The sequence below is a fragment of the Marinomonas sp. SBI8L genome (assembly GCF_001624705.1).
In the GTDB taxonomy this organism is placed as follows: Bacteria; Pseudomonadota; Gammaproteobacteria; order Pseudomonadales; family Marinomonadaceae; genus Marinomonas.
Map to the genome: position 1 here is coordinate 22,628 of NZ_JSEO01000014.1, position 26,661 is coordinate 49,288.

Here is a 26,661-nt window from a genome sequence, read left to right on the forward strand (position 1 = left end):
TAAGGCCAATCATGTCTAAGTCGCCATTAATCTCTTTCACGGATGCTCTCAATACGATTCAAGCAAACTCCAAATGCTTGGTATCCAACCAGACAATCGAACTTAATCAAGCTCTAGGCAAGGTTTTGGCACAGGATATTATTGCTGAACTTGATATACCACCGGCATCAAACAGTGCAATGGATGGATACGTCATGCGCTTTGAGGATTGGCAAAAAAACAAGGTGTTTGCCATTAGTCAACGCATTCCAGCAGGCCAAGCAGCAACAGAGTTAGCGCCAGGTACAGTCGCTCGCATTTTTACAGGAGCGGAAATCCCCACTAATGCTGACTTGGTTATTATGCAAGAAAATGCGACCCAGCAAGATGAGGGAGTAAGCTTTAGGCAAACACCTAAACAACATGACAATATTCGCCCACAAGGCCAAGATATTACTAAAGGTGATTTGGTTTTAAGTAAAGGAACTCGCCTTGAAGCTCAACATTTGGGCATGATAGCAAGCCTTGGTATCAAGCAGGTAAATGTATTCAGCGAATTAAGCGTTGGCGTTTTAACCACAGGTGATGAACTTGTTGAACCAGGAACACCTCTTGCTCAAGGCCAGATTTACAATAGTAATGGCCCTATGCTCAAGGCATTAGTGGAAAAGCTAGGTTATCAAGTCACAAGCTATCAACATGCTCCTGACAATCATGAAGAAACAGAAGCCATTTTGGCAAAAATGGCACCTGAATGTGACATTATTTTATCCTCTGGTGGTGTATCGGTTGGCGAAGAAGATCACGTTAAAAATGTGATTCAGGCTAATGGAGAGCTACTTCTTTGGAAAATTGCAATAAAACCAGGAAAACCTTTAGTTCATGGGAAAGTATTTGATACACCTTTTATCGGCTTGCCAGGTAACCCTAGCTCTACTTTAGTGACTTTCCACTGGTTTGCGACGATAGCATTAGCGGTAAGTTCAGGTTTAACAGTGAACCCTGTACAAGGTTTTGAAATAGCGTCTGGGTTTAGTCGCCAAAACGTCATTAGTCGTGATGAGTTTTTAAGAGTGTCGATAGTTAATGGCAAAGCTGTTGCTCACTCTCAACAAAGCTCTGGAGCACTTAGTGCTGCTTGCCATAGCCATGGTTATTTCCACATACCTGCCGGTGAAAAAATCGAAGAAAACAAACGTTTTATCTTTTACCCTTTCTCTAGCTTTTAATTCCTGATTTTTTGAATAAGCTCGGTTTATGAACTAGATTATAGAAACATTCTAGCGATATTAAACTGAGTTATTCTAAGTTTTGGGGAGTACGCATGCGCAATCTTGAATGGGAAGATTCGTTATATCAACACCAGCATCAGATGATAAAACGTCTAGATACTTACCGTAAGCAGCCTTCAAGTAAAGAATTAACAAGCGACGATAAGATGGTGATTGAGCATTCGTTTCAACTCCTGGTAGCGTCCATGTTAGATCTAGCCAAATACGTACTTAAACATCATTACAAAACCAAAGTATATGAGCGACACGAAGTACTTAAAGCCTTACTAGAACATAATGATGTCACCTTTGAACAAGGTGAACAAATGAGAATACTGATTGAGATTCGTGAAAATATTTTATTTGATTACTTAGACGAGAATTTTAATATTCTAAGACAAGCAATGGAGTTAAGACGCTATAGCTTAGTAGAAGTACTAACAAAAGAGTGGACAACGAGACTTAAAAATATTGATGCTCAACTAAAGCTAAATGCTGGCTAATATCTATGGCGCTCAATAAAAGCTCATTAATCATTGCACTTAAAACTTAGACATATCAGCAAGAGTAATTATGCAAAAACACTCAAAATAGCTCTTGCTGATATATAAGCTCTTATCTAGCCCATTTCATTCACAAACGCATTACGGATAATACCGCGCAACCATTGATGACCTAGATCAAACTGGTATCTATCATGCCAAATCATAGAGTAATCAAAAGTACGAGTTTCAAATGGTAGATCGTAAATTTTAAGATCTGGTGAGGTTGCTAAAATATCTGTCGCGAATAAACGCGGCACAGTCAGCAAGAGATTACTACTAGATACCACTCTCACAGCGGGTACAAAGTTTGGAAGCACAATAGCGACATGCCTTTGATGACCCATCTTGTCTAATACTCTATCCACTGCTGCTCTTTCTTTTTTACCTAATACCACTTGAGCATGGTGTAGATTCAAGTATTTCTCCAAAGTCAGCTCACCTTGAAGCCCTGGGTGATCGGCTCTAGCAATACAGACCATTTCATCTGTGTCTAATCGCACTGCTCGAATACTGCTAGGTGGCTCTTTTGAAATAACAGCAACAGCGACATCAATATCATTCACATCCAACTCAAAAGACGTGCCTTCATGCCAATGTTTTACATCTAACACCGCATTAGGTGCCTGCTGTCTAAAACTATCTAAAATTTTAGGCAATACAGTTAAAGCACCGAAGTCTGTAGTAGATAAAACAAAACGACGTTGTGAAGAGGCAGGATTAAACTGAGGAGGCTGAACTAAACTTTCTAGTCCCTTCAGCATATCAACCAAGTAAGGCGCTAAATTTTCTGTACGAGCCGTTGGCGATAAGCCATGGGAAGTACGAACAAATAAGGGGTCATTAAATACTTCTCTAAGTCTAGCAAGAGAGCGACTGACCGCTGGTTGACTTACGTTTAACTTCTGCGCCGCCTTAGTAACGTTCAGCTCATCAATTAAAACTTGCAGAATATAAAGCAAGTTTAAGTCAATTTCTGATAATTTTATTTCTTGCAAAGAAATAACCCCCAATTATAAATTCTTGTAAAAATTGTTATTTATAGCATATCAAAACTGCATGATATGCCAATCAAATTAATTAAATGAATAAAAATTAAGCAGATATTTGCCTAATTTCTGCAGATGTCATACCTAATAAATACAATATGCTATCCAAACCTAGTTGATTAACAGGGTGCGGAGCTTGCTCTCTCACTAAAGGCTTAGCATGCAATGCGACACCAAGGTTCGCCGTATTCAGCATAAGCAGATCGTTAGCACCATCTCCACAAGCGATCGTTTGAGATTGGCTGTAACCTGTTTCTTGTAAAATGCTTTCTAATAAATGCTTCTTGCGACTGCCATCTACTATTGGTCCTAGATGTTTACCTGTTAATTTATCGTCTTCTATTTCTAAAACATTGGCATGTACTTCACTGAAATCGAGAGCACGTTGTATTTTGTCTGCAAAGAAAGTAAATCCACCAGAAAGAATCGCGGTGTGCCAATCAAAGTGATTTAGCACTTTCATCAGCTTATCGATACCTTCCATATATTCAATACGAGCAAACACACCATCCATGACATCACTGCTCAAACCGTCAAGCAAAGATAATCGCTTAACAAAACTTTCTGTAAAATCTATTTCACCACGCATAGCACTCGCAGTAATAGCAGCAATCTCTTCACCAATTCCTGCCTCAACTGCCAGTTCATCCATCACTTCAGCTTTAATTAAAGTTGAGTCCATATCAAATACAGCTAAACCTGGTCGACTAATATCCACAGATTGGCTTTGATAAACATGGTCAATATGACTCTCATCAGAGAAACTTAATAACTGAGCTCTCACCATAGCCTCTTGCTCTTTAGTAAAAGGGCTATTCAGGTTCCATCTCTGCACTGCAACAGGGTCACTTGAATCAGTTAAATACTGATGACTTACATCTTTATTATATTCAGCTAACCAAGACTCTAATTGATCCATTGTCTTTTGATCAATGGCACCCAATAACGTAATACTTGCAGACATAGTTTTTCCTCAAACGACATTAGTTCAACTATATCAAATACCTGCCCAATCAAATACTCTAGATGATGAATCATCATACAAAATACACATTTTAAGTCTAAAATAGCTACTAAAGACGACAAAAGACTGAGTAAAGTAATAACAAAAACATCACAGGGAAGCCCTAGCTGCCACATGATGAAAAAAGGCTAACTGATTAACAAATATGCAAATTAAAGAAAACTAATCTCAGCCGATAGCATATAAACACCCTGACATTTAGACGCCTTTGGAATATTGACAGAATAATGGATATCAAAGCAAAAGCTCGCAATCTCAGCACGACTCTTGAACAGAGAATAAGTGCCTCAATAGTCACTTTAATGACTTTTCTCAGCTTAATTTTGATCTCACTTACCATTTTTTGGGCGACTATTACTAACACGCTTGAAGGTTATTTAACCCAACAAACCGAAGTGCTGGGTAGCAGCTTAGCAACGCAAGCAGCCTTTAATGCAACCCAATCAATTTTAACCAATGATCTATTAAGCTTAAATGTACTGCTCACGAGGCTTGTCGTTGACGAAAATATTTTAAGTGCGCGAGTATTTAATAAAAAAGACGAGCTACTTGCTGAAGCTTCGAGTGATAACAGTAGCCATTTAAATGATAGTGATATTAGCCTTAGTGAAAACAAAAGAGTATTTAGCTCTAGTGTTAAATTTAGACAAGAAGTCGTAGGGCACGTCATTATTACGCTTGATAAAACGCCTACTCAGAACATTCTTTCTAGACTAAATTCTTTGCTTATTAGCGTTAGTATATTTATTACAGCGATTGCACTTTTCATTGTCTTTTTTATGACCAAAAAGCTCTTCGCCCCTATCACAAATGTGAGTGAAGCATTAGAAGCCCTTCTTAAAGGCCATACCGATGCACACCTCAACAAGGGGCTTTATAAGGAAGCAAACACATTATTAGGCTTACTTGCTAAAGTGCAGTCCCTTGAATGGCTGCCTAGCGCACAAGGCGACAAGAAAACCCAAACAGATACAAATATACAAATCTTAGAAGCAGAAACAGGGATAGATAAAGAGGATCAGTTTGAGTTTAATTTCGAGCAAATTTTTGAAGAAGATAAACAAAGAAGCTGCATTCTTTATATTGAATTAACCAATATGTCTCAGTGGCAAGAAGAGTTTACCCCTATTCAAATCGCGAACCTTTTCACCCCTGTTTATCGGGCTATGTTTCAAGCTAGTGAAGCCTATTGCGGGCAAGTTCATCAATATCAAGAAAACGCGACTTTAATTCTATTTAGTGCAAGTGAATGTGAAGATCAGCTTTATTTAAATGCTATTTGCACTGCAAAGTTATTTACTAACTTATTAGAAAAACTCTTACAGTCAGATATTTATACCGACACTCCTAGCATTGAATATAAGATAGTGATTGATGATGGTATTAAAAATCTCGCCCAACGTATGGAACAGGCAGATAACATACCGATGGAATTTGAAGAGCTATTTAGAGAAATAAAACAATTGAGCGATGAGATCGAAGTAAAAACAACTGCAATTAGTGAAGCCATTTTCGTTTTACCTGAAATTCAGAATAAAGTCTTTACAGGGTTACCGGAGATACACACGGATGAAAAAGGGAATGAAAAGCTAAGCTACTCGATTAAAGGCATGTCAGATAAACTGCTAAGTAAAATCCAAACTAAGTTTGAACAAATCAGTGAATAATAAAGAACCTACCAATAAGTCGCCTCTTCTCAGTCTGTTCTTTTAAGTTAATGGGGAAAAGTATCACTCAAGGGGTTACTTTTTCTGAAATGCCATTTAGGTATGCTTCAAAGAGCCGAAGGAGGTGGTCTAAAGCCCTATCTTTACATTGAAGAGCTTATCAATAGAATCACTATTAAGTTGCACGCCTCACCATAAATCTAGCGACTTTTATCCACATGCTGAGGCGGTAAGACTTATTCGCAGCTTCCTTAATCTATCGACAAAATTCAGGCAGAAAAAAACCAACTGTAATACAGTTGGTTTTTGTTTATCGTTTGTCTTTTAATTAGTCATTCAAATGCATAACATCATCCAAAGACAAACCTTGTTTCTCCATCATTAACTTAAGCTTCCTTAAAGCTTCAACCTGAATCTGACGAACACGTTCACGTGTTAGGCCTATCTCAGCACCGACATCTTCTAGAGTGCTTGGCTCATAGCCACGCAGACCAAATCGGCGTGCAATTACTTCTCTTTGTTTTTCATTTAAATCATTAAGCCAGTGGTCAATATTGTGAACCACATCACTAAATTGTCTTTCGTCTTCTGGTCCAGCGTGGTTTTCATCTGCAATAATTTCAACCAAGCTTTTATCTGTATCCATACCACCGACAGGGGAATCGATCGAGCTGATACGTTCATTCAAGCTCAGCATCTTTTGCACGTCTTCCACAGGACGATCAAGCAATTCAGCTATATCTTCTGCACTTGGCTCATGGTCGAGCTTTTGCGTTAGCTCACGCGCAGCTCTTAGGTAAACATTCAGTTCTTTTACGACATGAATAGGTAATCGAATTGTTCTAGTTTGATTCATAATGGCACGTTCGATTGTTTGTCGAATCCACCATGTTGCATAAGTTGAGAAACGAAAACCTCTTTCTGGGTCAAACTTCTCAACCGCTCTGATAAGGCCTAAGTTGCCCTCTTCGATCAAATCTAGTAGTGATAGGCCACGATTAAGGTAGCGACGTGAAATCTTCACCACCAGCCTCAGGTTACTTTCTATCATCCTTTTACGTGATGACTCATCACCTTTTAAAGACTTACGCGCATAATAAACTTCTTCTTCCGCGCTTAATAAAGGAGAAAAACCAATTTCACTTAAATACATCTGAGTAACATCAAGATTTTTACCAACATCCTCATTGGCATATCTTGCAGTAACTGCTGATTCAAACTCTTCGTTAGTATCAACATCATCTAGATTAAGACCATTCTCAATATCATTACCTGACGATAATGCTACATCCTCTGCTTTTACGATTTCTACAGCTTTCATGTTCCCTCCAAATACCCAATGAGTTGTTATTATTTGGGTAATACTTTTAATGGGTTTATTGGCTGACCGTCTTTCCTAACCTCAAAGTGCAATAATGATGTTTGTGATCCCTTTCCTCCGATGATTGCAAGTTTTTGACCGGCTTTAACAGATTGTTGCTCTTTCACTAAAATTTCTTGGTTATAAGCATAAGCGCTTAGGTATTCATCACTATGTTTTACAATAACAAGATTACCGTAACCAATTAATCCATTCCCTGCGTAAACAACAATACCATCAGAAGCAGAAACCACCTTGCCATTTTTTTTGCCTTTGATATCTATACCTTTACTACTAACACCCTTGTTTGAAAACCCCTTAATTACATCTCCCGACACAGGCCATACCCAATTTAGGGCTTTTTTGGACTTAGTTTTAGTATTAGATGGTGTTTTTGCTATTTGGTTCTTATTACTTACAGTGGTTTGCTTTTTATTACTTTTGACCACCTTTGTCGGGGTTGTTTTCGCTTTTTGGCTATTTGCAGTACTTTTCTTAACCGTTTGTTTAACCGTTTTAACCTTGTTTGATAAACGAATTTTCTGTTTTGGATAAATTACATAAGGTGCAGGAATCTTATTTAGAGCAGCAAGCTCTTTATAATTAAGGCCGTACTTAAATGCGATAGAAAATAAAGTGTCGCCTGACTTTACGCGATAGTAGCCGCTTACAGTTTTTTGTTTTCCAAAGGAAAGGTCAGGCGTCCAGTTTGATTTTTTTGAATTTGAAGCTCCAGAAAAGTTCAAAGGGTCACTGGCACAGCCGTAAAGCATCATGCCAGCTAAGCTAACAGCAATTAAATCAATTAACTTTATTATTCTCTTCTTACTTGTCATTAGAAATTATATTAGAGCTCACTTTTGAAAGATGAATTAACGTTTCGTATCTATATCATTCGTATCATTAAGTAAAAAAATGTTATTTATCGCCTTAATTATAAAAATACCAAGCAATACAAAGCACAAGGGATAAACTAAATCAGATGACATTTGATAATCATTAATATTCCAAGGCATCACATACATGACATTTTCGGGCACATCTTTACCATCAATATTGGTCCACTGACCTATATTTTTCCATGGCCAGATTTTTAACAATGATCCCAACATAACGCCAATTAAAAATGAAATAGTTATCTCTCTAAAATAAGTCATCAAATACTTAAGTAATTTAGAAAATGTCAGTAATCCTAATAAAGCCCCAGAGGCAAACAAAGCTAAAACACTTAATTCTAAGTTTTTTATTGCCAATAACACTGGTCCATACATACCTAACATTAATAGAATAAAGCTACCTGATATACCCGGTAATAACATGGCACAAATAGCAATCATGCCAGAGAGAATAATCATTAAAGGTGTGACATTGATATTCGTGGGTGATAACAAAGACACTAGCAGGCCAAAACAGCAACCCAGTAAAATCATTATCAAATGCTTAATTTGCAGTTTAGGTAAATCTTTTGACAATAATGCAGCAGACGCAAGAATAAGACCAAGGAAGAAACTTGCTAAATATCTAGGGTAAAACTCTAAGGCAAAAGAAATAGCCCCAGACAAGGCAATCAAGCTAGTTAGAATACCTACTCCTAAGACAAGTAAGAAGCTTGTGTCAAAATGTTTCCAAAGCCCCTTAATGTCTCCCTTGAAAAGCAATTGTATGCTTTCCTTATTAACGCCACTAAGTGCTGAGATCAAACGTTCATAAACCCCTAATATAAACGCAATAGTGCCACCAGAAACACCAGGGACAATATCTGCAGCCCCCATAAAAATGCCACTAAAGTAAATCTTTACCCATTTATTCATCTTCTAAACCTTCTAACAGAGGAACAAAGTGAGCTTTTTCATCATCCAAACGCTTCCACTTAGCTCCCTCTTTTAGCCAACAAGCGACACATGAAACAGTATCTTCAATTGGCATAATTAAAATTCCACCCTCTTTTAAGTTCTCTAACAAGGCAGTAGGCACCTTATTAACCATGGCTGTCACAATAATGGCATCTAACGCAACACTATTTGGCCAGCCTTTATTCGCATCACCATATAGATATTCAACATTATTAATATTTAGCTGAGTTAACCTTTGCTTAGCAATTTCGTGCAAAGCTTGTTTTCGCTCTATGGTATGCACTTTATTAAAAAAGTGAGCAAGCAAGGCTGTTTGATAACCAGACCCTGTCCCAACCTCTAACACTCTCCCTAAACGCGCATACTGCAGTAACCATTGCGTCATTCTGGCAACAGTAAAAGGCTGGCTAATTGTTTGATTATGGCCAATAGGTAAAGGCGTAGAAGAATAAGCAAGATGAGAAAAAGCAGGCTCAACAAAAATATGGCGTGGTAACTCAGCCATTTTTGCTAATAAAGCTTCATTTTCTATCCCTTGCCTTCTTAAATCGCTAATCATGCTTGAAGCACGACTCTCAGAGGTTCTTACTAAACTTTTTAAACTATTCATTTTCATCTAAAGGCGTGTCTAACCAAGTAGAGATAGAAGTCATGGCATTGTAACATGTCATATCTGTATGCAAGGGAGTGATAGAAACGTAACCCTGATTAATCGCATGAAAATCTGTTCCTTCTTTTTCATCATGAGGTTCAGATAAAGCACCAATCCAATAACTTGATATGCCTTTGGGATGTTGAGCGGATATGGCTGGTTGAGCAGATTTACGATAGCCTAATCGTGTTACTTTAAAACCTTTGATTTGTTCAAACTCAACGTCAGGTACATTGACATTCAAAATGCTGCCTTTGGGCAAAGACACACTCAGCTCATTTAAAGCATCTTGATCTGCAATCAAATTCATAATGACTTTTGCAGCTGTATCAAAATGTCTATTTCCAACTAATGATACTGCGATAGCGAAGCACCCAACATGACGAGCCTCCATAGCCGCTGCGACAGTACCGGAATAAATGACGTCATCGCCTAAATTCGGACCATGATTAATACCAGAAACAACGAAATCAAATCTACCATCGATAACTTCTGAAATAGCCAAATTAACACAATCAGACGGTGTACCATCAACACTGTACTGCCCTTGTGCTACTTGTTTAGGCTGAAGAGTTCGCGTCAAGGTTAAAGAGTTACTTGCCCCACTGCGGTTACGATCAGGCGCGACTAAAACAGTCTCATATTTACTGGATAAAAATTGATTTAGAGTTTGGATACCTTTCGCATCCACTCCATCATCATTCGCTATTAGTATTCTCATTGGCACTCAAATTAGATACATCGGTAAAGTCGATTAATTCACGTAAAACGCTCGTCGCAAAACAACCTTTAGGCAGGCTAAATTGCACAATCAGTTGATCGTTAAGCAATTCCCAGACCATGTTTTCAGGAATGACTCGAGTCGCTCTTTGCTCACGACCTAAAGAAAGACGATTTAGCTGCTCTAATAAAACATCATCTTCTTTCCAAGATTGTTCCATTGAGTGTGCTCTTAACAAACTAGTATCAGCAAGTGCACCATTATTAGCTAAAGGTAGCTGAGGATGTAAATCTAATTGATGCAAACGTCTTAACAAATTAGCATTGAGTTCATCTACCTTAAAAGAAGACTGTGTTCCTTGTAACTGAACTCTATCGTCAATAAACACTTGCCCCCATAAACCAGAAGCAACTTGGTCACTTAACGCTTGATTAAAAAACCAAGAACGTATTGCAGAAAGCCAAAATGATTCAGTCTTGGTTAAACGTTTTTTTGGTGATGGCTCTTTTGCTAACCAACGACTTCCTTGGGCTAGGTTATTACCGTTAATACCAAATCGCTGCGGTCCAAAATAATTAGGCACGCCTTCAAGTGCGACAAGTGCAAGACGATCAGCTAGATCATCTAAATTTCCAGCTAAATTCCTTATTCTAAGAACAAAGCGATTTGTCTTATGAACGCCAACTTTAAGTTTGCGAGGGTGCTTCACCATCTGAACCAGCTTAATACTCTCTTCTGGTGCAAGCTCTTCACCGATAGCCTGCATTAAACCAGCACCATCTAAGGTTTTATTTAGCACATGTAAACAAAACCATTGGCGTGTTACCGCATGCCTATCTTTTACTCCACTATAGGTGACCTTATTAACAGCAATATCAGCATGCCTTGCGATAAGGCGCGCTAAGAACTCTGTATTGACGCCCTGCTTTTCAATGAAAAGGTAGAGATGCTCACCCTTGCCTTCAGGCTCAAAGCCCAGCTCTTCTTCAACATAAAAGTCTTGGGCACTTGTTTTTAAATCACCTGTAACCTGTGGTTTAGACCATGCATATCGCCAATCAGTATTCATTCTACAACCTTGTCATTCAAGCGCTATCTAGTAGGCTTAGTAAATCTATTTATTCAGCAGCGATAAGCAAAGCAACAGAGGCCACTGCAATACCTTCCTTACGCCCAGTAAAGCCGAGTTTCTCTGTCGTCGTTGCTTTGACATTGACACAATCAATATCAAGCCCTAAATCCTGAGCGATGTTGTTTCTCATAGGATCAATATGAGGAGCCATTTTGGGCGCTTGAGCCATGATGGTAATATCTAAATTACCTAGTTTATAGCCTTTCTTAAGTACTTCTTGATAGGCCTTTTTTAGTAAAACTCGGCTATCTGCTCCGGCAAAATCAGGATTAGTATCGGGAAAATGTTTGCCGATATCACCGAGCGCTGCCGCCCCTAAAATAGCATCGGTTAAAGCATGAAGAACGACATCTCCATCAGAATGAGCTATCAGCCCTTGTTGGTAAGGAATACGAACCCCACCTAAAATTATTTCATCACCTTCACCAAATTTATGGACATCAAAGCCATGGCCAATACGAAATGGCAGCATAAATAATTCACCTTATTCATTCGTTCAATTAATGGTTATCAAGTAAAGGAAGTAAGGCTTGGGCCATTACTAAATCGATGGGTAGAGTAACTTTAAAGTTACTTGCTTTACCTTCTACCAAATCAGGATATTGTCCTACCGACTCAAGCGCAGAGCTTTCATCAGTAATCATTAAATTTTGTTTTTTAGCTTTGATTAAGGCTGCAAAAAGTGCATCTGCTTTAAATTTTTGCGGTGTTTGCGCATGCCAAATGAACTGCCTATCTAGACTCGTTTGCACATGCGTTTGATGCTTAGATGCCTGCTTTGATTGCTTGATTGTATCTTTTGCAGGCATAGCTAACAGGGCGCCCACTGGATTGTTATTCGCCAATAAGTCATCGATTTCAGACAGTGAAATTAACGGCCTAGCAGCATCGTGAACTAAAACAAATTCATCTTTTATAGTATGTTTGTCCATAATAAAAGATAAGCCATTTAACACGGTATCACTGCGCTCTTTGCCGCCAATATAACGGTGAACACGTTTATCATTAGCCCAAATTGAATCTAGCCAATAAGCATCATTCACACTTAGACCAACAGCAATATTATTTATTTTTTCATGACTAAGTAAACGCTTGATAGTTTGATCTATTAAATATTGGCCATCTAGCGTTAAGTATTGCTTTGGGACGTTAGCCTGCATTCGAGCACCGACGCCCGCCGCAGGTAAAATAACCCAATAGGAATCTGTCATTGGTCTACCATCCTATAAAAGGTTTCACCTTCTTTAATATATTGCAGCTCGGTACGAATCTTTTCTTCAACTGCATCTTGTCCATTTCTAAGGTTCGACAACTGTGCTCGCAAAGCTGCATTGCGCTGAGCGAGTCTATCGTTGGTCAGCTCCTGAAACTCAACCTGTTTGCTTAGCTCTTCCTGACGTTTATGACCTTGCTCACCATATACAAGTTGGTAAGTAAGGTAGATCGCCATAAGTGCGAACAATAGGGACACTAATCGTTGCATTGAAATGATCATTCCTGAAAAAGAGCTCCTACTATAAATCACGTCCAATATTGGGTAAAACAAAAAAAGGGAGAACCTAGGTTCTCCCTTTTTTACTTAACCTAGTTTGTTAGATTAAGCTTGACCTTTGATCTCTGAAAGACCGTTATAAGGTGCTTTACCACCTAATTGCTCTTCAATACGAAGCAATTGATTGTACTTAGCAACACGGTCAGAACGACATAGAGAGCCTGTCTTAATTTGGCCAGCCGCTGTACCTACTGCCAAATCTGCAATTGTTGCATCTTCAGTTTCACCAGAACGGTGAGAAATTACAGCAGTATAACCTGCCGCTTTAGCCATTTTGATAGCTTCCAGCGTTTCAGTCAAAGAACCGATTTGGTTAAATTTGATCAAGATAGAGTTAGCAATACCTTCATCAATACCACGTTTCAGAATCTTAGTATTGGTTACGAATAAATCGTCACCTACTAGTTGAATCTTATCGCCTAGAATCTTAGTTTGGTAAGCAAAACCTTCCCAATCAGACTCATTCAAACCATCTTCAATTGATACGATTGGATACTGTTCACAAAGATCAGCTAGGTAGTCAGAGAAACCTTCTGAAGAGAATACTTTACCTTCACCTTTCAGATTGTATTGGCCATCTTCAAAGAATTCTGATGCAGCACAGTCCATTGCTAGAGTAATGTCTTTACCTAACTCGTAACCGGCATTGGCAACAGCTTCTTTAATTACAGCCAGGGCTTCTGCATTTGATGCTAGGTTTGGTGCGAAGCCACCTTCATCACCAACCGCAGTATTAAGACCACGATCGCTCAATACTTTTTTCAAGGCATGAAAGATTTCAGCACCGTAACGCAATGCTTCACGGAAGTTAGGTGCGCCAACAGGCTGAACCATAAACTCTTGGATATCTACATTGTTATCAGCATGCTCTCCACCATTGATGATGTTCATCATAGGAACAGGCATAGAGAATTGACCCGCTGTACCATTGATTTCAGCAATATGCTCATACAAAGGCATTTTCTTAGCGGCTGCTGCAGCTTTAGCTGCGGCAAGCGATACTGCTAGAATAGCATTCGCACCAAAAGTAGATTTATTTTCTGTGCCATCTAGGTCGATCATAATTTGATCTAGTTCAGCTTGGTTTTCCGCATCTTTACCTAGTAAAGCTTCACGAATTGGACCATTTACAGCTGCAACTGCTTTTAATACACCTTTACCTAGGTAACGACTCTTATCACCATCACGTAGTTCAAGTGCTTCACGAGAACCAGTAGAAGCACCAGATGGAGCACAAGCAGAACCAACAGAAGCATCAGCCAAGATTACGTCAGCTTCAACTGTTGGATTACCTCGAGAATCAAGAACTTCTCTCGCCTTAATATCAATGATCTGAGTCATAACAAACCTTTTATCAATAAAATGAAAAAACTACGCCCCCTAAGGCGCAGCACTTATTTCTCTTTACCAGCGTATTTTAGAGCGGCGTGTACGAACGCACTAAATAGGCCATGACCATAGCGTGGCGTGGAAGTGAACTCTGGATGGAACTGACAAGCAACAAACCATGGGTGATCTGCTATCTCAATCATTTCTACTAGAGAGTTATCTTCTGAACGACCTGAAATTGTCAGTCCAGCTTCTTCCAATGCAGTCAAATAGTAGTTATTGACTTCATAACGGTGACGGTGACGTTCACTAATAACAGGTTGACCATAAGCGGTGTGCGCTTTTGAACCATCAAGCAAGTTACAGTTTTGTGCACCAAGACGCATAGTGCCACCTAGGTCTGATTCCTCTGACCGTATTTCTTTGGAACCTTCTGAATCAGTCCATTCTGTAATAAGACCGACTACTGGGTTCTCTGTTTTTAAGTTGAACTCTGTACTATGGGCACCGTTTAGTTTTGCAACATTTCGCGCAAACTCAATAACAGCAACCTGCATACCTAGACAGATACCTAGATAAGGAATTTTATTCTCACGAGCATACTGAGCAGTTAAAATTTTACCCTCAACACCACGCTCACCAAAACCACCTGGCACTAAGATAGCATCCATTGATTTTAGAACTTCAGTGCCTTCATTCTCGATAGTTTCAGAGTCGATATAATGTAGCTTCACTTTAGTTTGTGCGTGAATACCAGCATGATCCATGGCTTCAATCAGAGACTTATAAGCATCTAGAAGCTCCATGTATTTACCAACCATGGCAATATTAACTTGTTTCTCTGGATTAAGTTTGGCTTGTGCCACCTTATTCCAGATAGCAAGATCAGGAATACCGCAGTCTAGACTAAAGCGATCAACAATTAGGCTATCTAAACCTTGATTATTCAGGTGCTGTGGAATGCTATAAATCGTATCAGCATCAGGAAGAGAGATAACAGCTCTTTCATCTACGTTAGTGAAAAGAGAGATCTTCTTACGCTCAGGTGCTTCAATAGACACTTCAGAGCGACATAGTAGAATATCAGGTTGAATACCAATAGAGCGTAACTCTTTAACTGAGTGCTGTGTTGGCTTCGTTTTAGTTTCACCAGCAGTGCGAATATAAGGCACTAATGTAAGGTGCATAAACAAAGCACGATGAGAGCCTAGCTCTACTTTCAGTTGACGTACCGCTTCAAGGAAAGGTTGTGATTCAATATCACCTACTGTGCCACCAATTTCTACTAGAGCAACATCAGAACCTTCTGCACCAGTAATTACACGGCGTTTAATTTCATCAGTAATGTGTGGAATCACTTGTACAGTACCGCCAAGGTAATCACCACGGCGTTCTTTTTTCAGTACACTTTGATAGATTCTACCTGATGTAAAGTTATTGCGTTTGCCCATTTTGGTTGAGATAAAACGCTCATAGTGACCAAGATCTAAATCGGTCTCAGCACCATCTTCGGTAACAAAAACTTCACCATGTTGGAAAGGGCTCATGGTACCTGGATCAACGTTGATGTAAGGATCCAGTTTAAGCATAGTGACTTTAAGGCCGCGCGATTCAAGGATCGCTGCTAGAGAGGCTGCTGCCAATCCTTTACCAAGAGAAGAAACTACGCCGCCTGTGACGAAAATGTATCGAGTCGCCATTTATGAAAAGCCCGCCTTTATAGATGAAAAATAGAGTTGATGACATGTTGAGCCATGCCTTCTGACGGGTCGAAATAATACCATTTGATGACTTATCACTCAATCGATAAATCCAGAATAGGACTTAAATAGAGATAAATTCCCTTGAGGCTAAGAGATTTAAGAAAATGGATTTTTAAAAGTTAAATTTTTGGCCAAGTCAGCAGCGTTTTCGGTTGCCATTTAATATCTATACGAGTTTGAAAGCTCGGCTTAACCCAAATATTTGCAATAGCAACAAGTTCACCTTTGTAAAATAGATAAGGTAAGTGCTCACGCCACCATACTGGGATTTTTTCATCGTTAAACCATTTTTTTAATTTACGAGAATGACCATTAGTTAATAACAAATCACAGGATTCTGGTTTAACAGCCAAACAAAAATCATCATAGTCTAAAGCTTGCTTATCATTGATAGATAAATGATAGAAATCATACTCTCGCTCTACAGGCGTAGCCAAACTTATCCCAAAATTCTGATCAATTAAATTTGCTGGCAGCACATACAAACGCCCTTGAAAGCGCATTAGACGCGCCTGTTTATGTTTAAAACAAGGCTGTTTATCTTGCTGGCTAAAAAAGCTCGTATCAAGCGCTAGAACTTGAGCCTGGGTCAAACTTAGCGAAAATAACTCAAGATATTGACGTAACCAAAAGGTTCGCTCTTTTTGAGTAAGTACAGCAAGCTCTCCTAGGTATAAGCTTCCATCAATCGCTTGCCACTTAGCTAGCTTTTCTTGGCTCAAATTCGACAACATTTGATAATCAAAAGCTAATCGCCTGGCGGCTTGCTCAATTCTAAGCTCTGCTTCTTTTTCAAAAGTCTGCAGTGCTGGAATGATACGGTGACGAATATGGTTACGACTATAAATTTCATCCCGATTGGACTCATCCTCAACCCAATCTAGAACATTTTGTTTTGCATATTCAATCAAACTGTTTTTATCAAAAGGCAATAATGGTCGATAAAGATAGCCGTCTGACAAAGTACGCGTTTCAGGCATACCCGCTAAGCCTTTGCCACCGGTCCCCCTTAACAAACGAAACATTAATGTTTCTGCCTGGTCACCGGCATGATGCGCTAATAAAAGATAAGCACCTTCACTCAAATGCCTAGCAAAAACATCGTATCGAGCAACCCTAGCGGCTTCTTCAATTGAATGCTTTTGCGTATTTAATTCAACCTTGAGACCTTGAAATGCCACTTGATATTTATGACATAGAGCGTCACAAAAGCTAAGCCAATCATCAGCATTTTCACTTAAACCATGGTGTATATGAATGGCTTTTAAACGCTCAGAAAGCCCTAACTCAACCAATAAATGCAATAAAACAACAGAATCAACACCACCACTTAAACCAATCAGAATAGGTTTATCACTTCCTTTCAAATAGTTCTGAAAAGAGCCTTCTAAACTCATTTCGAATGTTTCTTTGAAAAGTTGCATTAGCACCACTCTATTGGTTAAGGTTTAAATATAAAAAAGCCTCCATTAGGAGGCTTTTTAGCATCAGCATTCACGCTCTGAACTATTAAATATTATAGTCCGTAAGACATCAATCTTTGGTAGCGACGCTCTAATAACTCATCAGTTGTTAATGCATTCATACGATCTAGCGCTTCAAGTACATTCTCTTTATAGCTTTGCGCTGTTTGTTCATGATGTACATGTGCACCGCCCATAGGTTCAGCGATAATTTTATCAACTAAACCAAGCTCTTGCAGACGGTCCGCTGTAATACCCATAGCCTTTGCAGCATCAGAAGCACGGTCAGCACTTTTCCATAGGATAGACGCACAACCTTCTGGAGAAATTACCGAGTAGGTACCGTATTGCATCATCATCAATTCATCGCATACACCGATTGCTAACGCACCACCAGAACCACCTTCGCCAATAACTGTTGCGATAATAGGCGTTTTCAGTCGAGACATAACAGCTAGATTGTAAGCAATCGCTTCACTTTGACCACGCTCTTCAGCACCGATACCTGGGTATGCCCCAGGGGTGTCAATTAAAGTCACAATTGGCATATTAAAACGTTCAGCTGTTTGCATCAAACGTAGCGCCTTACGATAACCTTCAGGTGCAGGCATACCAAAGTTACGTAGTACCTTTTCTTTTACTTCACGTCCTTTTTGATGGCCGATAACCATAACGGGTTTACCATCTAAACGCGCTACACCACCAACAATGGCACGATCATCAGCATAATGACGGTCACCATGCATTTCTTCAAAATCGGTAAAAGCGTGCTCGATATAATCCAAGGTATAAGGACGTTTTGGGTGACGTGCAAGTTGAGATACTTCCCATGCACCTAGATTACTAAACAGTGACTGAGTTAGGGTAATCTTTTTCTCTTCTAAACGACTGATTTCGTCGCTGATATTAAGTTGATTATCATTACCAACCAAGCGTAACTCTTCAATTTTTTGCTCAAGTTCAGCAATTGGTTGTTCAAAAGGTAAATAGTTTAAATTCATTATTTAATCACTGCTGTTTAGTTGCCATCGAGAGAATGCTCTTTTTATACGATTTCTCTAAAGAAATCAGAGTCATTCCAATCACTACTTGTCTAATACCATTAAATTGCACCAATAATATCAACAAGTTTTCTGTCTTATAATTCTAAAATGCCGCTAATTATACACGAGCTGAACGTTTTGTTGACCGTATTGTTTTTTAAGATCGTACATTAATTGGTCATCAGGCATAATTTTCCAACTTTGACCCAAACAAATGTCTCCTTCTGCATGATCTGTTGCAAAACTTACTACCACATCACAACCATCTCCTCGATAAGGTTGCAAGAACTGAGATAAAGTTTGTATATCCATACTCGACACTGTATCAGACTGCCAATCAATCCTTAAAGCTTGAACATATCTTATTCGTGCTTGAGCAATATCCATTACTTTACGAGCAATGACCTTTTGGCCACCTCGGAACTCATCGTTACTGATTTCCCCCTCAACAACGACAACTTGATCCTTTTGAATGACATCTTTAAATTCTTCATAACTATCAGGAAAGACTGTCACTTCAATACGTGCAGACCTATCATCCAAAGTCACAAATGCGATATTGCCGCCTTTCTTACTCTTGGTGATACGCATTTCAACGATAAGACCCGCCATAATTTGCGAATCACCTCGTTTTGGCTGTAAATCAACAATACGTGAGCGGGCAAAGCGTCGAATTTCTTTTTCATAATCATCAATTGGATGACCCGTTACATACAAGCCAAGCGTATCTTTTTCACCGTCTAGTCGTTGACGAGACGGCCATTCATGTTGAATCCCTATTTCGTCATAAGCCCCTTCCGTAGATTCTTCGACAGCAACACCGAAAAGGTCCATCATGCCGGCATCTTCATCTTTGGCAATTCTATCAGCACGCTTTAGGGCTTCATCGATTGAGGCAAATAAGGTTGCGCGATTTGGGCCAATTTGATCAAGCGCACCTGATCGAATCAGGGCTTCCATCACTCGTTTATTTACTTTTTTACCGATCCGCTTACAGAAGTCAAAAATATGCTCAAAAGGTCCATCTTCACGAGCCTGAGTAATTGCTTCAATGGGGCCTTCACCCACACCTTTAATCGCACCTAAACCATAGACAATAGATCCAGCGCTATTTACAGTAAACTTGTATACAGACTCATTAACATTTGGCAACTCAAGTTGAAGCTTCATAGCACGACATTCTTCAATGAAGATAACTATCTTATCTGTGTTTTGCATATCGGCAGATAATACCGCCGCCATAAAGGGTGCTGGATAATGATGTTTCAACCATGCTGTCTGATAAGAAACTAAGGCATATGCAGCAGAGTGAGATTTGTTAAAGCCATAACCTGCGAATTTCTCCATCAAGTCGAAGATGTTACCTGACAAATCATCACTGATATCGTACTTACCCGCACCTTCCATAAAGAGTAAGCGCTGTTCTGCCATTACTTCAGGCTTTTTCTTACCCATAGCACGACGTAATAAATCGGCACCACCCAAGCTAAATCGCGCCAACACCTGAGCAATTTGCATAACCTGCTCTTGGTACAAAATAATACCGTAAGTTGGTTCTAGCACTGGGATTAGGTCATCATGCTGATAATCAGGATGAGGGAAAGCAAGCTCTGAACGCCCATGCTTACGGTTGATGAAGTCATCTACCATGCCCGACCCTAAAGGACCAGGACGATAAAGCGCTACCAGAGCGACAATATCCTCAAAACGCGAAGGCAATAGCTTTTTAATTAGCTCCTTCATGCCTCGCGACTCTAACTGGAAAACGGCCGTCGTCTCAGCTCTTTGAAGCATGTCATAAGTTGGTTTATCTTCTAAATCAATAAGAGAGATATCAAGCGCAGGCTTGCCTTCTCGGGCTTGAATATCATTGATATTCTTCATCGCCCAATCAACAACCGTCAGTGTTTTTAGACCTAGGAAGTCAAACTTTACAAGGCCAGCTTCTTCTACATCATTTTTATCATACTGAGTAACTAAACCTGAACCATCTTCTTCACAATAAAGTGGTGAAAAATCAGTTAATTTTGTTGGCGCTATTACCACGCCCCCTGCGTGCTTACCAAAGTTTCTAACAACACCTTCTAACGAAAGTGCCATTTCCATCACTTCGCCCGCTTCCTCATCACCATCAATAAATTCCTTTAGCATTGGCTCTTCTTCAAGGGCTTTGTTCAAAGTCATGCCAATTTCAAAAGGGATCAGTTTTGAAAGTTTGTCACCCAGGCTATAGGGCTTACCTTGTACCCGTGCAACATCTCGAACCACAGCTTTAGCCGCCATAGCACCAAACGTAATAATCTGGGATACCGCATCACGACCATATGTTCTTGCTACATAGTCGATCACCTTATCTCGGTTATCCATACAAAAGTCGATATCAAAATCGGGCATGGATACACGTTCAGGGTTAAGGAATCGTTCGAATAGTAAGTCGTATTCCAGTGGGTCCAAGTCAGTGATTTTGAGTGCATAAGCAACAAGTGAACCCGCACCAGAACCTCGTCCAGGGCCAACAGGGATATCGTTATCTTTAGCCCATTGGATAAAGTCCATTACGATTAAGAAATATCCTGGGAACCCCATTTGATTAATAATATTGAGCTCGAACTCTAGTCTATCCCAATATTCTTGCTTTTTATTAGCGATACGATCGCCATACTTATTGACTAGAAAGTCAAAACGCTCTTCTAGACCTTTAAAGGAAAGCTCACTAAAGAAAACATCCATTGTCATGCCTTCAGGCACAGGGAAATCTGGCAAAAAATACTCGCCCAACAGAACATCTACATTACAACGTTTTGCTATCTCAACCGTATTTTCTAACGCTTCAGGAATATCTTCAAATAAGGCTTCCATTTCATCGGCTGATTTAAGGTATTGCTCTTCTGAGTATCGCTTTTTCCGTCTTGGGTCATCTATGGTGACACCATCATGTATGCAAACACGCGCTTCGTGGGAATCAAAGTCTTCACGCTTAAGAAAACGCACATCATTTGTTGCAACGACAGGACAACCTAACTCTTGAGCTAAGGGAATAACAGCATGAATATACTCTTCTTCGCCCACTCGACTAGTTCTTTGAAGCTCTACATAAAAGCGATTAGGAAAAATTTGCATCCAACGTTCAAGTTGATGCTTAGCATGAGTAGTTTTTTGTAGTGTCAGATACTGTCCAATATCGCCATATTGAGCACCTGAGATAAGAATGACATCTTCTGCATGCTCTTCAACCCAGGCTCGCTGAACTATCGGACGCCCTTCAAACTGACCAAGCTGATATCCTTTCGATATTACTTCGATGATATTCTTGTAACCCTTGTTTGTCATAGCAAGCATGGTCAACCTATGGTTTTCTTCTAACTCACCATCCGCTTCTATAACAACATCAGCACCACAAATGGGCTTAATACCACTCCCCATTGTGCCCTTATAAAAACGCACAAAGCCACAAAGGTTATTTTCATCTGTCATTGCAACAGCAGGCATACCTAAATCAGCAGTCGCACCTAATAAACCTTTAATCTTTACTAGACCATCAACTAAAGAGAATTCTGTATGTAATTTAAGATGTACGAAGGATGTCGACACGTGTAAACCTTTAAGCTAACTTTTCAATAATACGTTTAACAGGGCCAAAACTCTGTCTATGAATAGGGGTCACACCTAATGTTTCTAATGCTTCTAGGTGTTGTGCTGTTGGATATCCCTTATGTTTCTCTAGGCCATAACCTGGATATCGTTCCGCCAAAGCACTTATTTCATTATCACGCTCTACCTTAGCTAAAATAGATGCAGCTGAAATTGCCTCAACTCTATCATCCCCTTTTATGACAGCTTCTGCCGTGCAAGGTAAATCTTTGGGGATACGATTACCATCTATCAAGGCATGCTCTGGAGCAATAGGTAAACCTGAAATAGCTCGCTGCATCGCCAGCATACTAGCGTGAAGAATATTTATTTCGTCAATTTCAGCCACGCTAGCTCTGGCAATACAAAATGCGAGTGCCTTCTCTTTAATTTCATCAAACAAAGCAACACGCTTTTTTTCTGACAATTTCTTAGAATCAGCCAAACCTTCTATAGGATTATTAGGATCAAGTATCACAGCTGCTGCGACAACATCCCCAGCAAGAGGCCCTCGGCCAGCTTCGTCAGAGCCCGCGAATAAAACTCCGGTATATTGCTCACTAACGAAAGGCTCTAATACGGGCTTAGCTTTCTTTTTTTTATCTACCAACTTGCCAGGCCTCTATATTTGCTTTTGATTTACTAACGCGACGACTGCTTCTGCAGCTTGCTGACCCGCGTTTAATTTAAGCTCTCTATGTAGACGCTCAAATGTTTGTGCTATTTCGGTATCTGGCGAGAAGTTTTGCCAACTTTCAATTAAGCTTTTTGCTAAATTTTCAGGGCTTGCTTTATCTTGTATCAACTCAGGTACTAATGCCTTTTTAGCCAATAGATTAGGCAGCGATACATAAGGAACTTTAATCATTCTTGACATGATGGCATAAGTCAATTTAGTAAATCGGTATGCTACTACCATTGGACGTTTAACTAACATAGCTTCCAGAGCAGCAGTACCTGAGGCAAGTAGAACTGCATTAGCTGCAACCATACACTCTCTAGAATGGCCGTCAGTTACCACTATCGAAGGTAATAAGTCAGCCTTTAGATCATCACTTAGGATCAAGGCCGCAATTGTTTCTTCAATTTGAGCACGTCTTTGTTCATTCACTGCAGGAATCAGAAATTGAGCATGAGGAATTTGTTTTTTAATAATGGCCATAGTTTTAGCAAACACAGGCATTAAGCGACTAACTTCCCCTCCTCTTGAACCTGGCAAAACAGCAAAGATGGCATTCTCTTCTAACTCAAGCTTTAACTCGGCGCGTGCTTTGGCTTGATCAACAAGCAAAGGAATTTCATCAGCAAGCGAGTGCCCAACACATTTAATTGGAATCTTATGCTCATGATAGATATCTGTCTCAAAAGGAAATAGAGCTAGCATAAGATCAACGGATTCTTTTATTTTAAAAATGCGTTTTTGACGCCATGCCCAGACAGAGGGACTAACATAGTGAATACTAGTAATACCCTTTTGCTTTAACTTTTTTTCAAGAGGTAAGTTAAAATCAGGGGAGTCTATTCCAATAAAGGCGGTCGGAGGGTTTTCAACACACAGGTTAAATAGCATTTTACGAATAGAAAGAAGTTCTCTCAGCCTACCCAACACCTCAACTAGCCCCATCACAGATAATCTATCCATAGGAACTAAAGAAGTGAAGCCTTGTGCTTGCATTAAAGGACCACCAATACCACTAAAACTTGCATCTGGATCGAGTTGTTTTAAATGAGAAATTAAGCTCGCACCTAAAATATCCCCTGATGCTTCACCCGCAACCAAAACGTAATGATTTGACACTTATTTTCCTCATAGAGCTAATTAACAAAAAACCCCAGAAGTGTCTGGGGTTTTTACTAGCTTCAAGCATATCAATAACGGATGCTATCGAATAATACCGCGCTTAGAGCGTTTTATCGAAGCTAAAAACATGGCAACTTCGTCATATTCTAATGCTAGGCCCTGCTCAAGCTCTTTCACTGCATCTTCTAACTTACTGCCTTTTAGATAGATGCACTTATAGGCAGACCTTAGCGCTTTAATAACTTCTTTAGACATACCTCTGCGGCGCATACCTTCAAAGTTCATCCCGTGAGCTTTAGCTGGATTACCTGAGACCATGACATAGTTTGGAATGTCTTTGGTTACCATAGATCCCATTCCACACATACTAAAAGATGCTACCTGACAAAATTGGTGTATGCCTGTATAGCCCCCCAAAATAATAGAGTCACCAATAACAACATGCCCAGCTAAAGCGACATAATTTGCCAGTATATTATTGTCACCAACAATACAGTCGTGACCAACATGTGTGCTGGCCATAAACAAATTACCATTACCTATTTGAGTAATACCATTATCCTGAATCGTGCCCCTATGTATTGTGGCATTTTCACGAATAATATTATTATCACCAATCACAAGCTTAGTGGGTTCACCTTGATATTTTTTATCTTGGTTTGCTTCACCGACTGAGGCAAATTGATAAATTTCATTACCTTCACCAATCGTCGTGTGGCCATTAATAACGGCATGGGATTTAACAACAGTCCCTGCTCCAATTTTGACATTTGCACCAATCACAGAAAAAGGCCCAATTTCGACACTTGAGTCGATTTCGGCATTAGGGTCAACAATGGCTGATGCATGAATCGTCACTAGAGTTTCCTATCTGCACATAAAATAGTTGCGGAACAAGCAAGTTCGCCATCTACTGTTGCTTTACAGGCAAATTTCCAAATACCACGACGTTCAGTAATAATTTCAGCTTCTAGCTGCACTCTATCACCAGGTACAACAGGACGCTTAAAGCGAGTATTATCGGCACCTACGAAATAATAGATAGAACCATCTTCTGGTGTCTTATCCATTGTTTTAAAGCCTAAAACACCTGCTGCTTGTGCCATTGCTTCTATAATTAGAACACCTGGCATAACCGGATGATCAGGAAAATGACCATTAAAAAACGGTTCGTTCACTGTGACATTTTTATATGCCACAATTGATTCACCCAACTTAATATCAACAACACGATCCACTAACAAAAAAGGGTATCTGTGTGGGAGATATCGGCGAATCTCATTTACATCCATCATCTACTATCGACCTTATATTTTCTTCTTACTTAAGTTTATGTTCTAACTTGGCTATCTGCTTAGCCATATCATCAATTCTTCGCAACCTAGCGGCTGATTTACGCCATTTATCCGTTGCCTCTAACCCAGTACCTGAAGAGTAAGAGCCCGCTTTATGGATAGACTTACTCACCAAACTCATGGCAGTCACATGAACATCATCAACAATTGTTAAATGCCCAATAATGCCGACACCACCAGAAATAGTACAACGTTGACCTATATGAGTACTGCCAGCAATCGCAGAGCAACCCGCAATTGCGCTATTATCACCAATAATTACGTTATGAGCAATTTGAACTTGGTTATCAATGATAACACCATTACCAACTTTAGTATTCTCTAGAGCACCACGATCAATTGTGGTATTTGCACCCACTTCTACCTTATTACCTATAGTAACGGCAGCAAGCTGCATAATTTTAACCCAGCCTTCTGAGCTAGGTGCAAAACCAAATCCATCAGCACCAATTACACATCCACTGTGCAATAAACAGTCCTGACCTATTTCAACATCATAATAAAGAGTAACATTGGCTGCTATTCGCGTATTTTCACCAATCTCAACTCGTGCTCCAACGACAGAGTTTGGTCCAATCTCAACATTATCAGCAAGAACTGCACCTTCTTCAATTACCACATTTGCAGCAATTTTGACATTTTTACCTAAGCTTGCACTTGCATCTATACTTGCCGAAGGATGAATGTTGGCTAAAGGCTTGGGTCTATTATCAAAAAGGTGAGTTAGCTTAGCAAAAGCAAGATAAGGGTTACTGACAACGACAGCATTTTTTAAGCCTTGGGATAACGCCTTATCACGAATTAATACAGCACCGGCTTGAGTATTAGCAAGTTGCCCCTGATATTTAGGGTTTGCTAAAAAACTTAACGCCTGAGCATCCGCATGCTCAAGCGTTCCTAACTTCTCAATCATATAAGACGAATCGCCGATAACATCACCATCAACATGGTTTGCTATTTGCGCTAAACTAAAAGCCATTAATTACTCTCATCAAGACGTTTCGTTAATTCATTAGTGATATCTATGCTGGGCCCTGCATATAAACTCAATTGGCGATTAATTACTAAGTCAATTTTCTTTTCTTGAATAATAAGCTTTAAAATGGCTTCCGCATTCGGTGTTAGTTTTGCCAGCAATTCTTTTTCAAGCTTTTGCGCTTGGCGTTGCATATTAGTCGCAGCACCTCTTAACTCAGCGTCTCTTTTAGCTAACACTTCACGTCTTTGTTTAAATGTTTCTGGATCTAGAGTTAATTCATCTCGCTTTAAATTAGCAACTTTTTCATCCAACTCAGTTTTTGCTGCGTTTAATTGCTGCTCCATTTTAGCCACTTTTTCTCTTGGCTCTTTTGCTGCTTCCTGACCTATTTTACTTTGCAAAACAGCGACACGGAAATCAAGTGTTACTACATTGGTCGCAAAAGCAGACAGAGAAAACAAAGAGAAAATGGCAAAAACAATCGAGTATTTCATTA

Annotated in this window: 25 protein-coding genes; 3 read left to right on the plus strand and 22 right to left on the minus strand. The window is 39.6% G+C overall.

Annotated elements, in window-relative coordinates; translation table 11 throughout:
* Positions 1-11 precede the first annotated feature (11 nt).
* Together OA91_RS18825 and OA91_RS18830 are read left to right on the plus strand one after the other, a co-directional pair.
* Positions 12-1,208 (plus strand): molybdopterin molybdotransferase MoeA, encoded by a 1,197-nt coding sequence (locus tag OA91_RS18825; RefSeq protein WP_063336864.1) that lies wholly within the window; start codon positions 12-14, stop codon positions 1,206-1,208.
* Positions 1,209-1,303: 95 nt separating this feature from the next.
* A complete protein-coding gene (locus tag OA91_RS18830; protein WP_046018619.1) occupies positions 1,304-1,753 on the plus strand; it encodes a hypothetical protein in 450 nt (149 codons plus the stop codon).
* Between the two features lie 116 nt (positions 1,754-1,869).
* On the opposite strand, the gene OA91_RS18835 is transcribed toward OA91_RS18830, so the two are convergent.
* Both OA91_RS18835 and serB read right to left on the minus strand, forming a co-directional pair.
* Positions 1,870-2,790 carry a LysR family transcriptional regulator gene (locus tag OA91_RS18835; protein ID WP_046018671.1) on the minus strand — a complete coding sequence of 307 codons (921 nt, stop codon included), beginning with the start codon at positions 2,788-2,790 and terminating at the stop codon, positions 1,870-1,872.
* 97 nt (positions 2,791-2,887) lie between these two features.
* Entirely contained in the window at positions 2,888-3,805 is a 918-nt protein-coding gene (serB, locus tag OA91_RS18840; protein WP_063336863.1) for a phosphoserine phosphatase SerB, read from the minus strand.
* Positions 3,806-4,167: 362 nt separating this feature from the next.
* Between serB and OA91_RS18845 the strand changes: the two genes are divergently transcribed.
* Positions 4,168-5,532: a hypothetical protein gene (locus OA91_RS18845; protein WP_231870409.1), complete on the plus strand. Its 1,365-nt coding sequence runs from the start codon at positions 4,168-4,170 to the stop codon at positions 5,530-5,532.
* Positions 5,533-5,860: 328 nt separating this feature from the next.
* Here the strand turns inward: OA91_RS18845 and rpoS are convergent, their stop codons facing one another.
* The 20 genes from rpoS to OA91_RS18945 form a co-directional block, all read right to left on the minus strand.
* Positions 5,861-6,853 carry an RNA polymerase sigma factor RpoS gene (rpoS, locus tag OA91_RS18850; RefSeq protein WP_157196983.1) on the minus strand — a complete coding sequence of 331 codons (993 nt, stop codon included), beginning with the start codon at positions 6,851-6,853 and terminating at the stop codon, positions 5,861-5,863.
* Between the two features lie 29 nt (positions 6,854-6,882).
* The gene (locus tag OA91_RS18855; RefSeq protein WP_052702293.1) at positions 6,883-7,728 is read right to left on the minus strand and encodes a peptidoglycan DD-metalloendopeptidase family protein; all 846 of its coding nucleotides are present in this window, start codon (positions 7,726-7,728) and stop codon (positions 6,883-6,885) included.
* Between the two features lie 36 nt (positions 7,729-7,764).
* Entirely contained in the window at positions 7,765-8,703 is a 939-nt protein-coding gene (locus tag OA91_RS18860) for a DUF368 domain-containing protein (protein ID WP_063336861.1), read from the minus strand.
* Positions 8,696-9,355 (minus strand): protein-L-isoaspartate(D-aspartate) O-methyltransferase, encoded by a 660-nt coding sequence (locus OA91_RS18865; protein ID WP_231870410.1) that lies wholly within the window; start codon positions 9,353-9,355, stop codon positions 8,696-8,698. Before OA91_RS18865 ends, OA91_RS18860 begins: the two co-directional genes overlap by 8 nt.
* Complete coding sequence (surE, locus tag OA91_RS18870) at positions 9,348-10,118, minus strand: 5'/3'-nucleotidase SurE (RefSeq protein ID WP_063336860.1); 771 nt, start codon at positions 10,116-10,118, stop codon at positions 9,348-9,350. The genes OA91_RS18865 and surE overlap by 8 nt, the downstream gene beginning before the upstream one ends.
* The gene (truD, locus tag OA91_RS18875) at positions 10,096-11,187 is read right to left on the minus strand and encodes a tRNA pseudouridine(13) synthase TruD (protein ID WP_063336859.1); all 1,092 of its coding nucleotides are present in this window, start codon (positions 11,185-11,187) and stop codon (positions 10,096-10,098) included. Before truD ends, surE begins: the two co-directional genes overlap by 23 nt.
* A gap of 49 nt (positions 11,188-11,236) precedes the next feature.
* Positions 11,237-11,722, minus strand: coding sequence for a 2-C-methyl-D-erythritol 2,4-cyclodiphosphate synthase (ispF, locus tag OA91_RS18880; RefSeq protein WP_063336858.1), 486 nt, complete (start codon positions 11,720-11,722; stop codon positions 11,237-11,239).
* Between the two features lie 28 nt (positions 11,723-11,750).
* Complete coding sequence (gene ispD, locus OA91_RS18885; RefSeq protein WP_063336857.1) at positions 11,751-12,461, minus strand: 2-C-methyl-D-erythritol 4-phosphate cytidylyltransferase; 711 nt, start codon at positions 12,459-12,461, stop codon at positions 11,751-11,753.
* On the minus strand, positions 12,458-12,733 hold the full coding sequence (locus OA91_RS18890) for a septum formation initiator family protein (RefSeq protein ID WP_046018611.1): 276 nt from the start codon (positions 12,731-12,733) through the stop codon (positions 12,458-12,460). The genes ispD and OA91_RS18890 overlap by 4 nt, the downstream gene beginning before the upstream one ends.
* A gap of 114 nt (positions 12,734-12,847) precedes the next feature.
* A complete protein-coding gene (gene eno, locus OA91_RS18895; RefSeq protein ID WP_046018610.1) occupies positions 12,848-14,143 on the minus strand; it encodes a phosphopyruvate hydratase in 1,296 nt (431 codons plus the stop codon).
* Between the two features lie 53 nt (positions 14,144-14,196).
* Entirely contained in the window at positions 14,197-15,831 is a 1,635-nt protein-coding gene (locus OA91_RS18900) for a CTP synthase (RefSeq protein WP_063336856.1), read from the minus strand.
* 182 nt (positions 15,832-16,013) lie between these two features.
* Positions 16,014-17,318 carry a tRNA lysidine(34) synthetase TilS gene (gene tilS, locus OA91_RS18905; RefSeq protein WP_063336855.1) on the minus strand — a complete coding sequence of 435 codons (1,305 nt, stop codon included), beginning with the start codon at positions 17,316-17,318 and terminating at the stop codon, positions 16,014-16,016.
* Between the two features lie 92 nt (positions 17,319-17,410).
* On the minus strand, positions 17,411-18,358 hold the full coding sequence (gene accA / locus OA91_RS18910) for an acetyl-CoA carboxylase carboxyl transferase subunit alpha (protein ID WP_063336854.1): 948 nt from the start codon (positions 18,356-18,358) through the stop codon (positions 17,411-17,413).
* A gap of 156 nt (positions 18,359-18,514) precedes the next feature.
* Positions 18,515-21,991, minus strand: coding sequence for a DNA polymerase III subunit alpha (gene dnaE, locus OA91_RS18915; protein WP_063336853.1), 3,477 nt, complete (start codon positions 21,989-21,991; stop codon positions 18,515-18,517).
* Positions 21,992-22,001: 10 nt separating this feature from the next.
* On the minus strand, positions 22,002-22,640 hold the full coding sequence (rnhB, locus tag OA91_RS18920) for a ribonuclease HII (RefSeq protein ID WP_063336852.1): 639 nt from the start codon (positions 22,638-22,640) through the stop codon (positions 22,002-22,004).
* Between the two features lie 12 nt (positions 22,641-22,652).
* Entirely contained in the window at positions 22,653-23,828 is a 1,176-nt protein-coding gene (gene lpxB / locus OA91_RS18925) for a lipid-A-disaccharide synthase (RefSeq protein WP_063336851.1), read from the minus strand.
* A gap of 84 nt (positions 23,829-23,912) precedes the next feature.
* Positions 23,913-24,689, minus strand: coding sequence for an acyl-ACP--UDP-N-acetylglucosamine O-acyltransferase (gene lpxA, locus OA91_RS18930; protein WP_046018604.1), 777 nt, complete (start codon positions 24,687-24,689; stop codon positions 23,913-23,915).
* The gene (gene fabZ / locus OA91_RS18935) at positions 24,689-25,126 is read right to left on the minus strand and encodes a 3-hydroxyacyl-ACP dehydratase FabZ (protein WP_082828017.1); all 438 of its coding nucleotides are present in this window, start codon (positions 25,124-25,126) and stop codon (positions 24,689-24,691) included. The genes lpxA and fabZ overlap by 1 nt, the downstream gene beginning before the upstream one ends.
* A 25-nt stretch (positions 25,127-25,151) precedes the next feature.
* The gene (gene lpxD / locus OA91_RS18940) at positions 25,152-26,165 is read right to left on the minus strand and encodes a UDP-3-O-(3-hydroxymyristoyl)glucosamine N-acyltransferase (RefSeq protein WP_063336850.1); all 1,014 of its coding nucleotides are present in this window, start codon (positions 26,163-26,165) and stop codon (positions 25,152-25,154) included.
* The gene (locus tag OA91_RS18945) at positions 26,165-26,659 is read right to left on the minus strand and encodes an OmpH family outer membrane protein (RefSeq protein WP_063336849.1); all 495 of its coding nucleotides are present in this window, start codon (positions 26,657-26,659) and stop codon (positions 26,165-26,167) included. The genes lpxD and OA91_RS18945 overlap by 1 nt, the downstream gene beginning before the upstream one ends.
* Positions 26,660-26,661 lie beyond the last annotated feature (2 nt).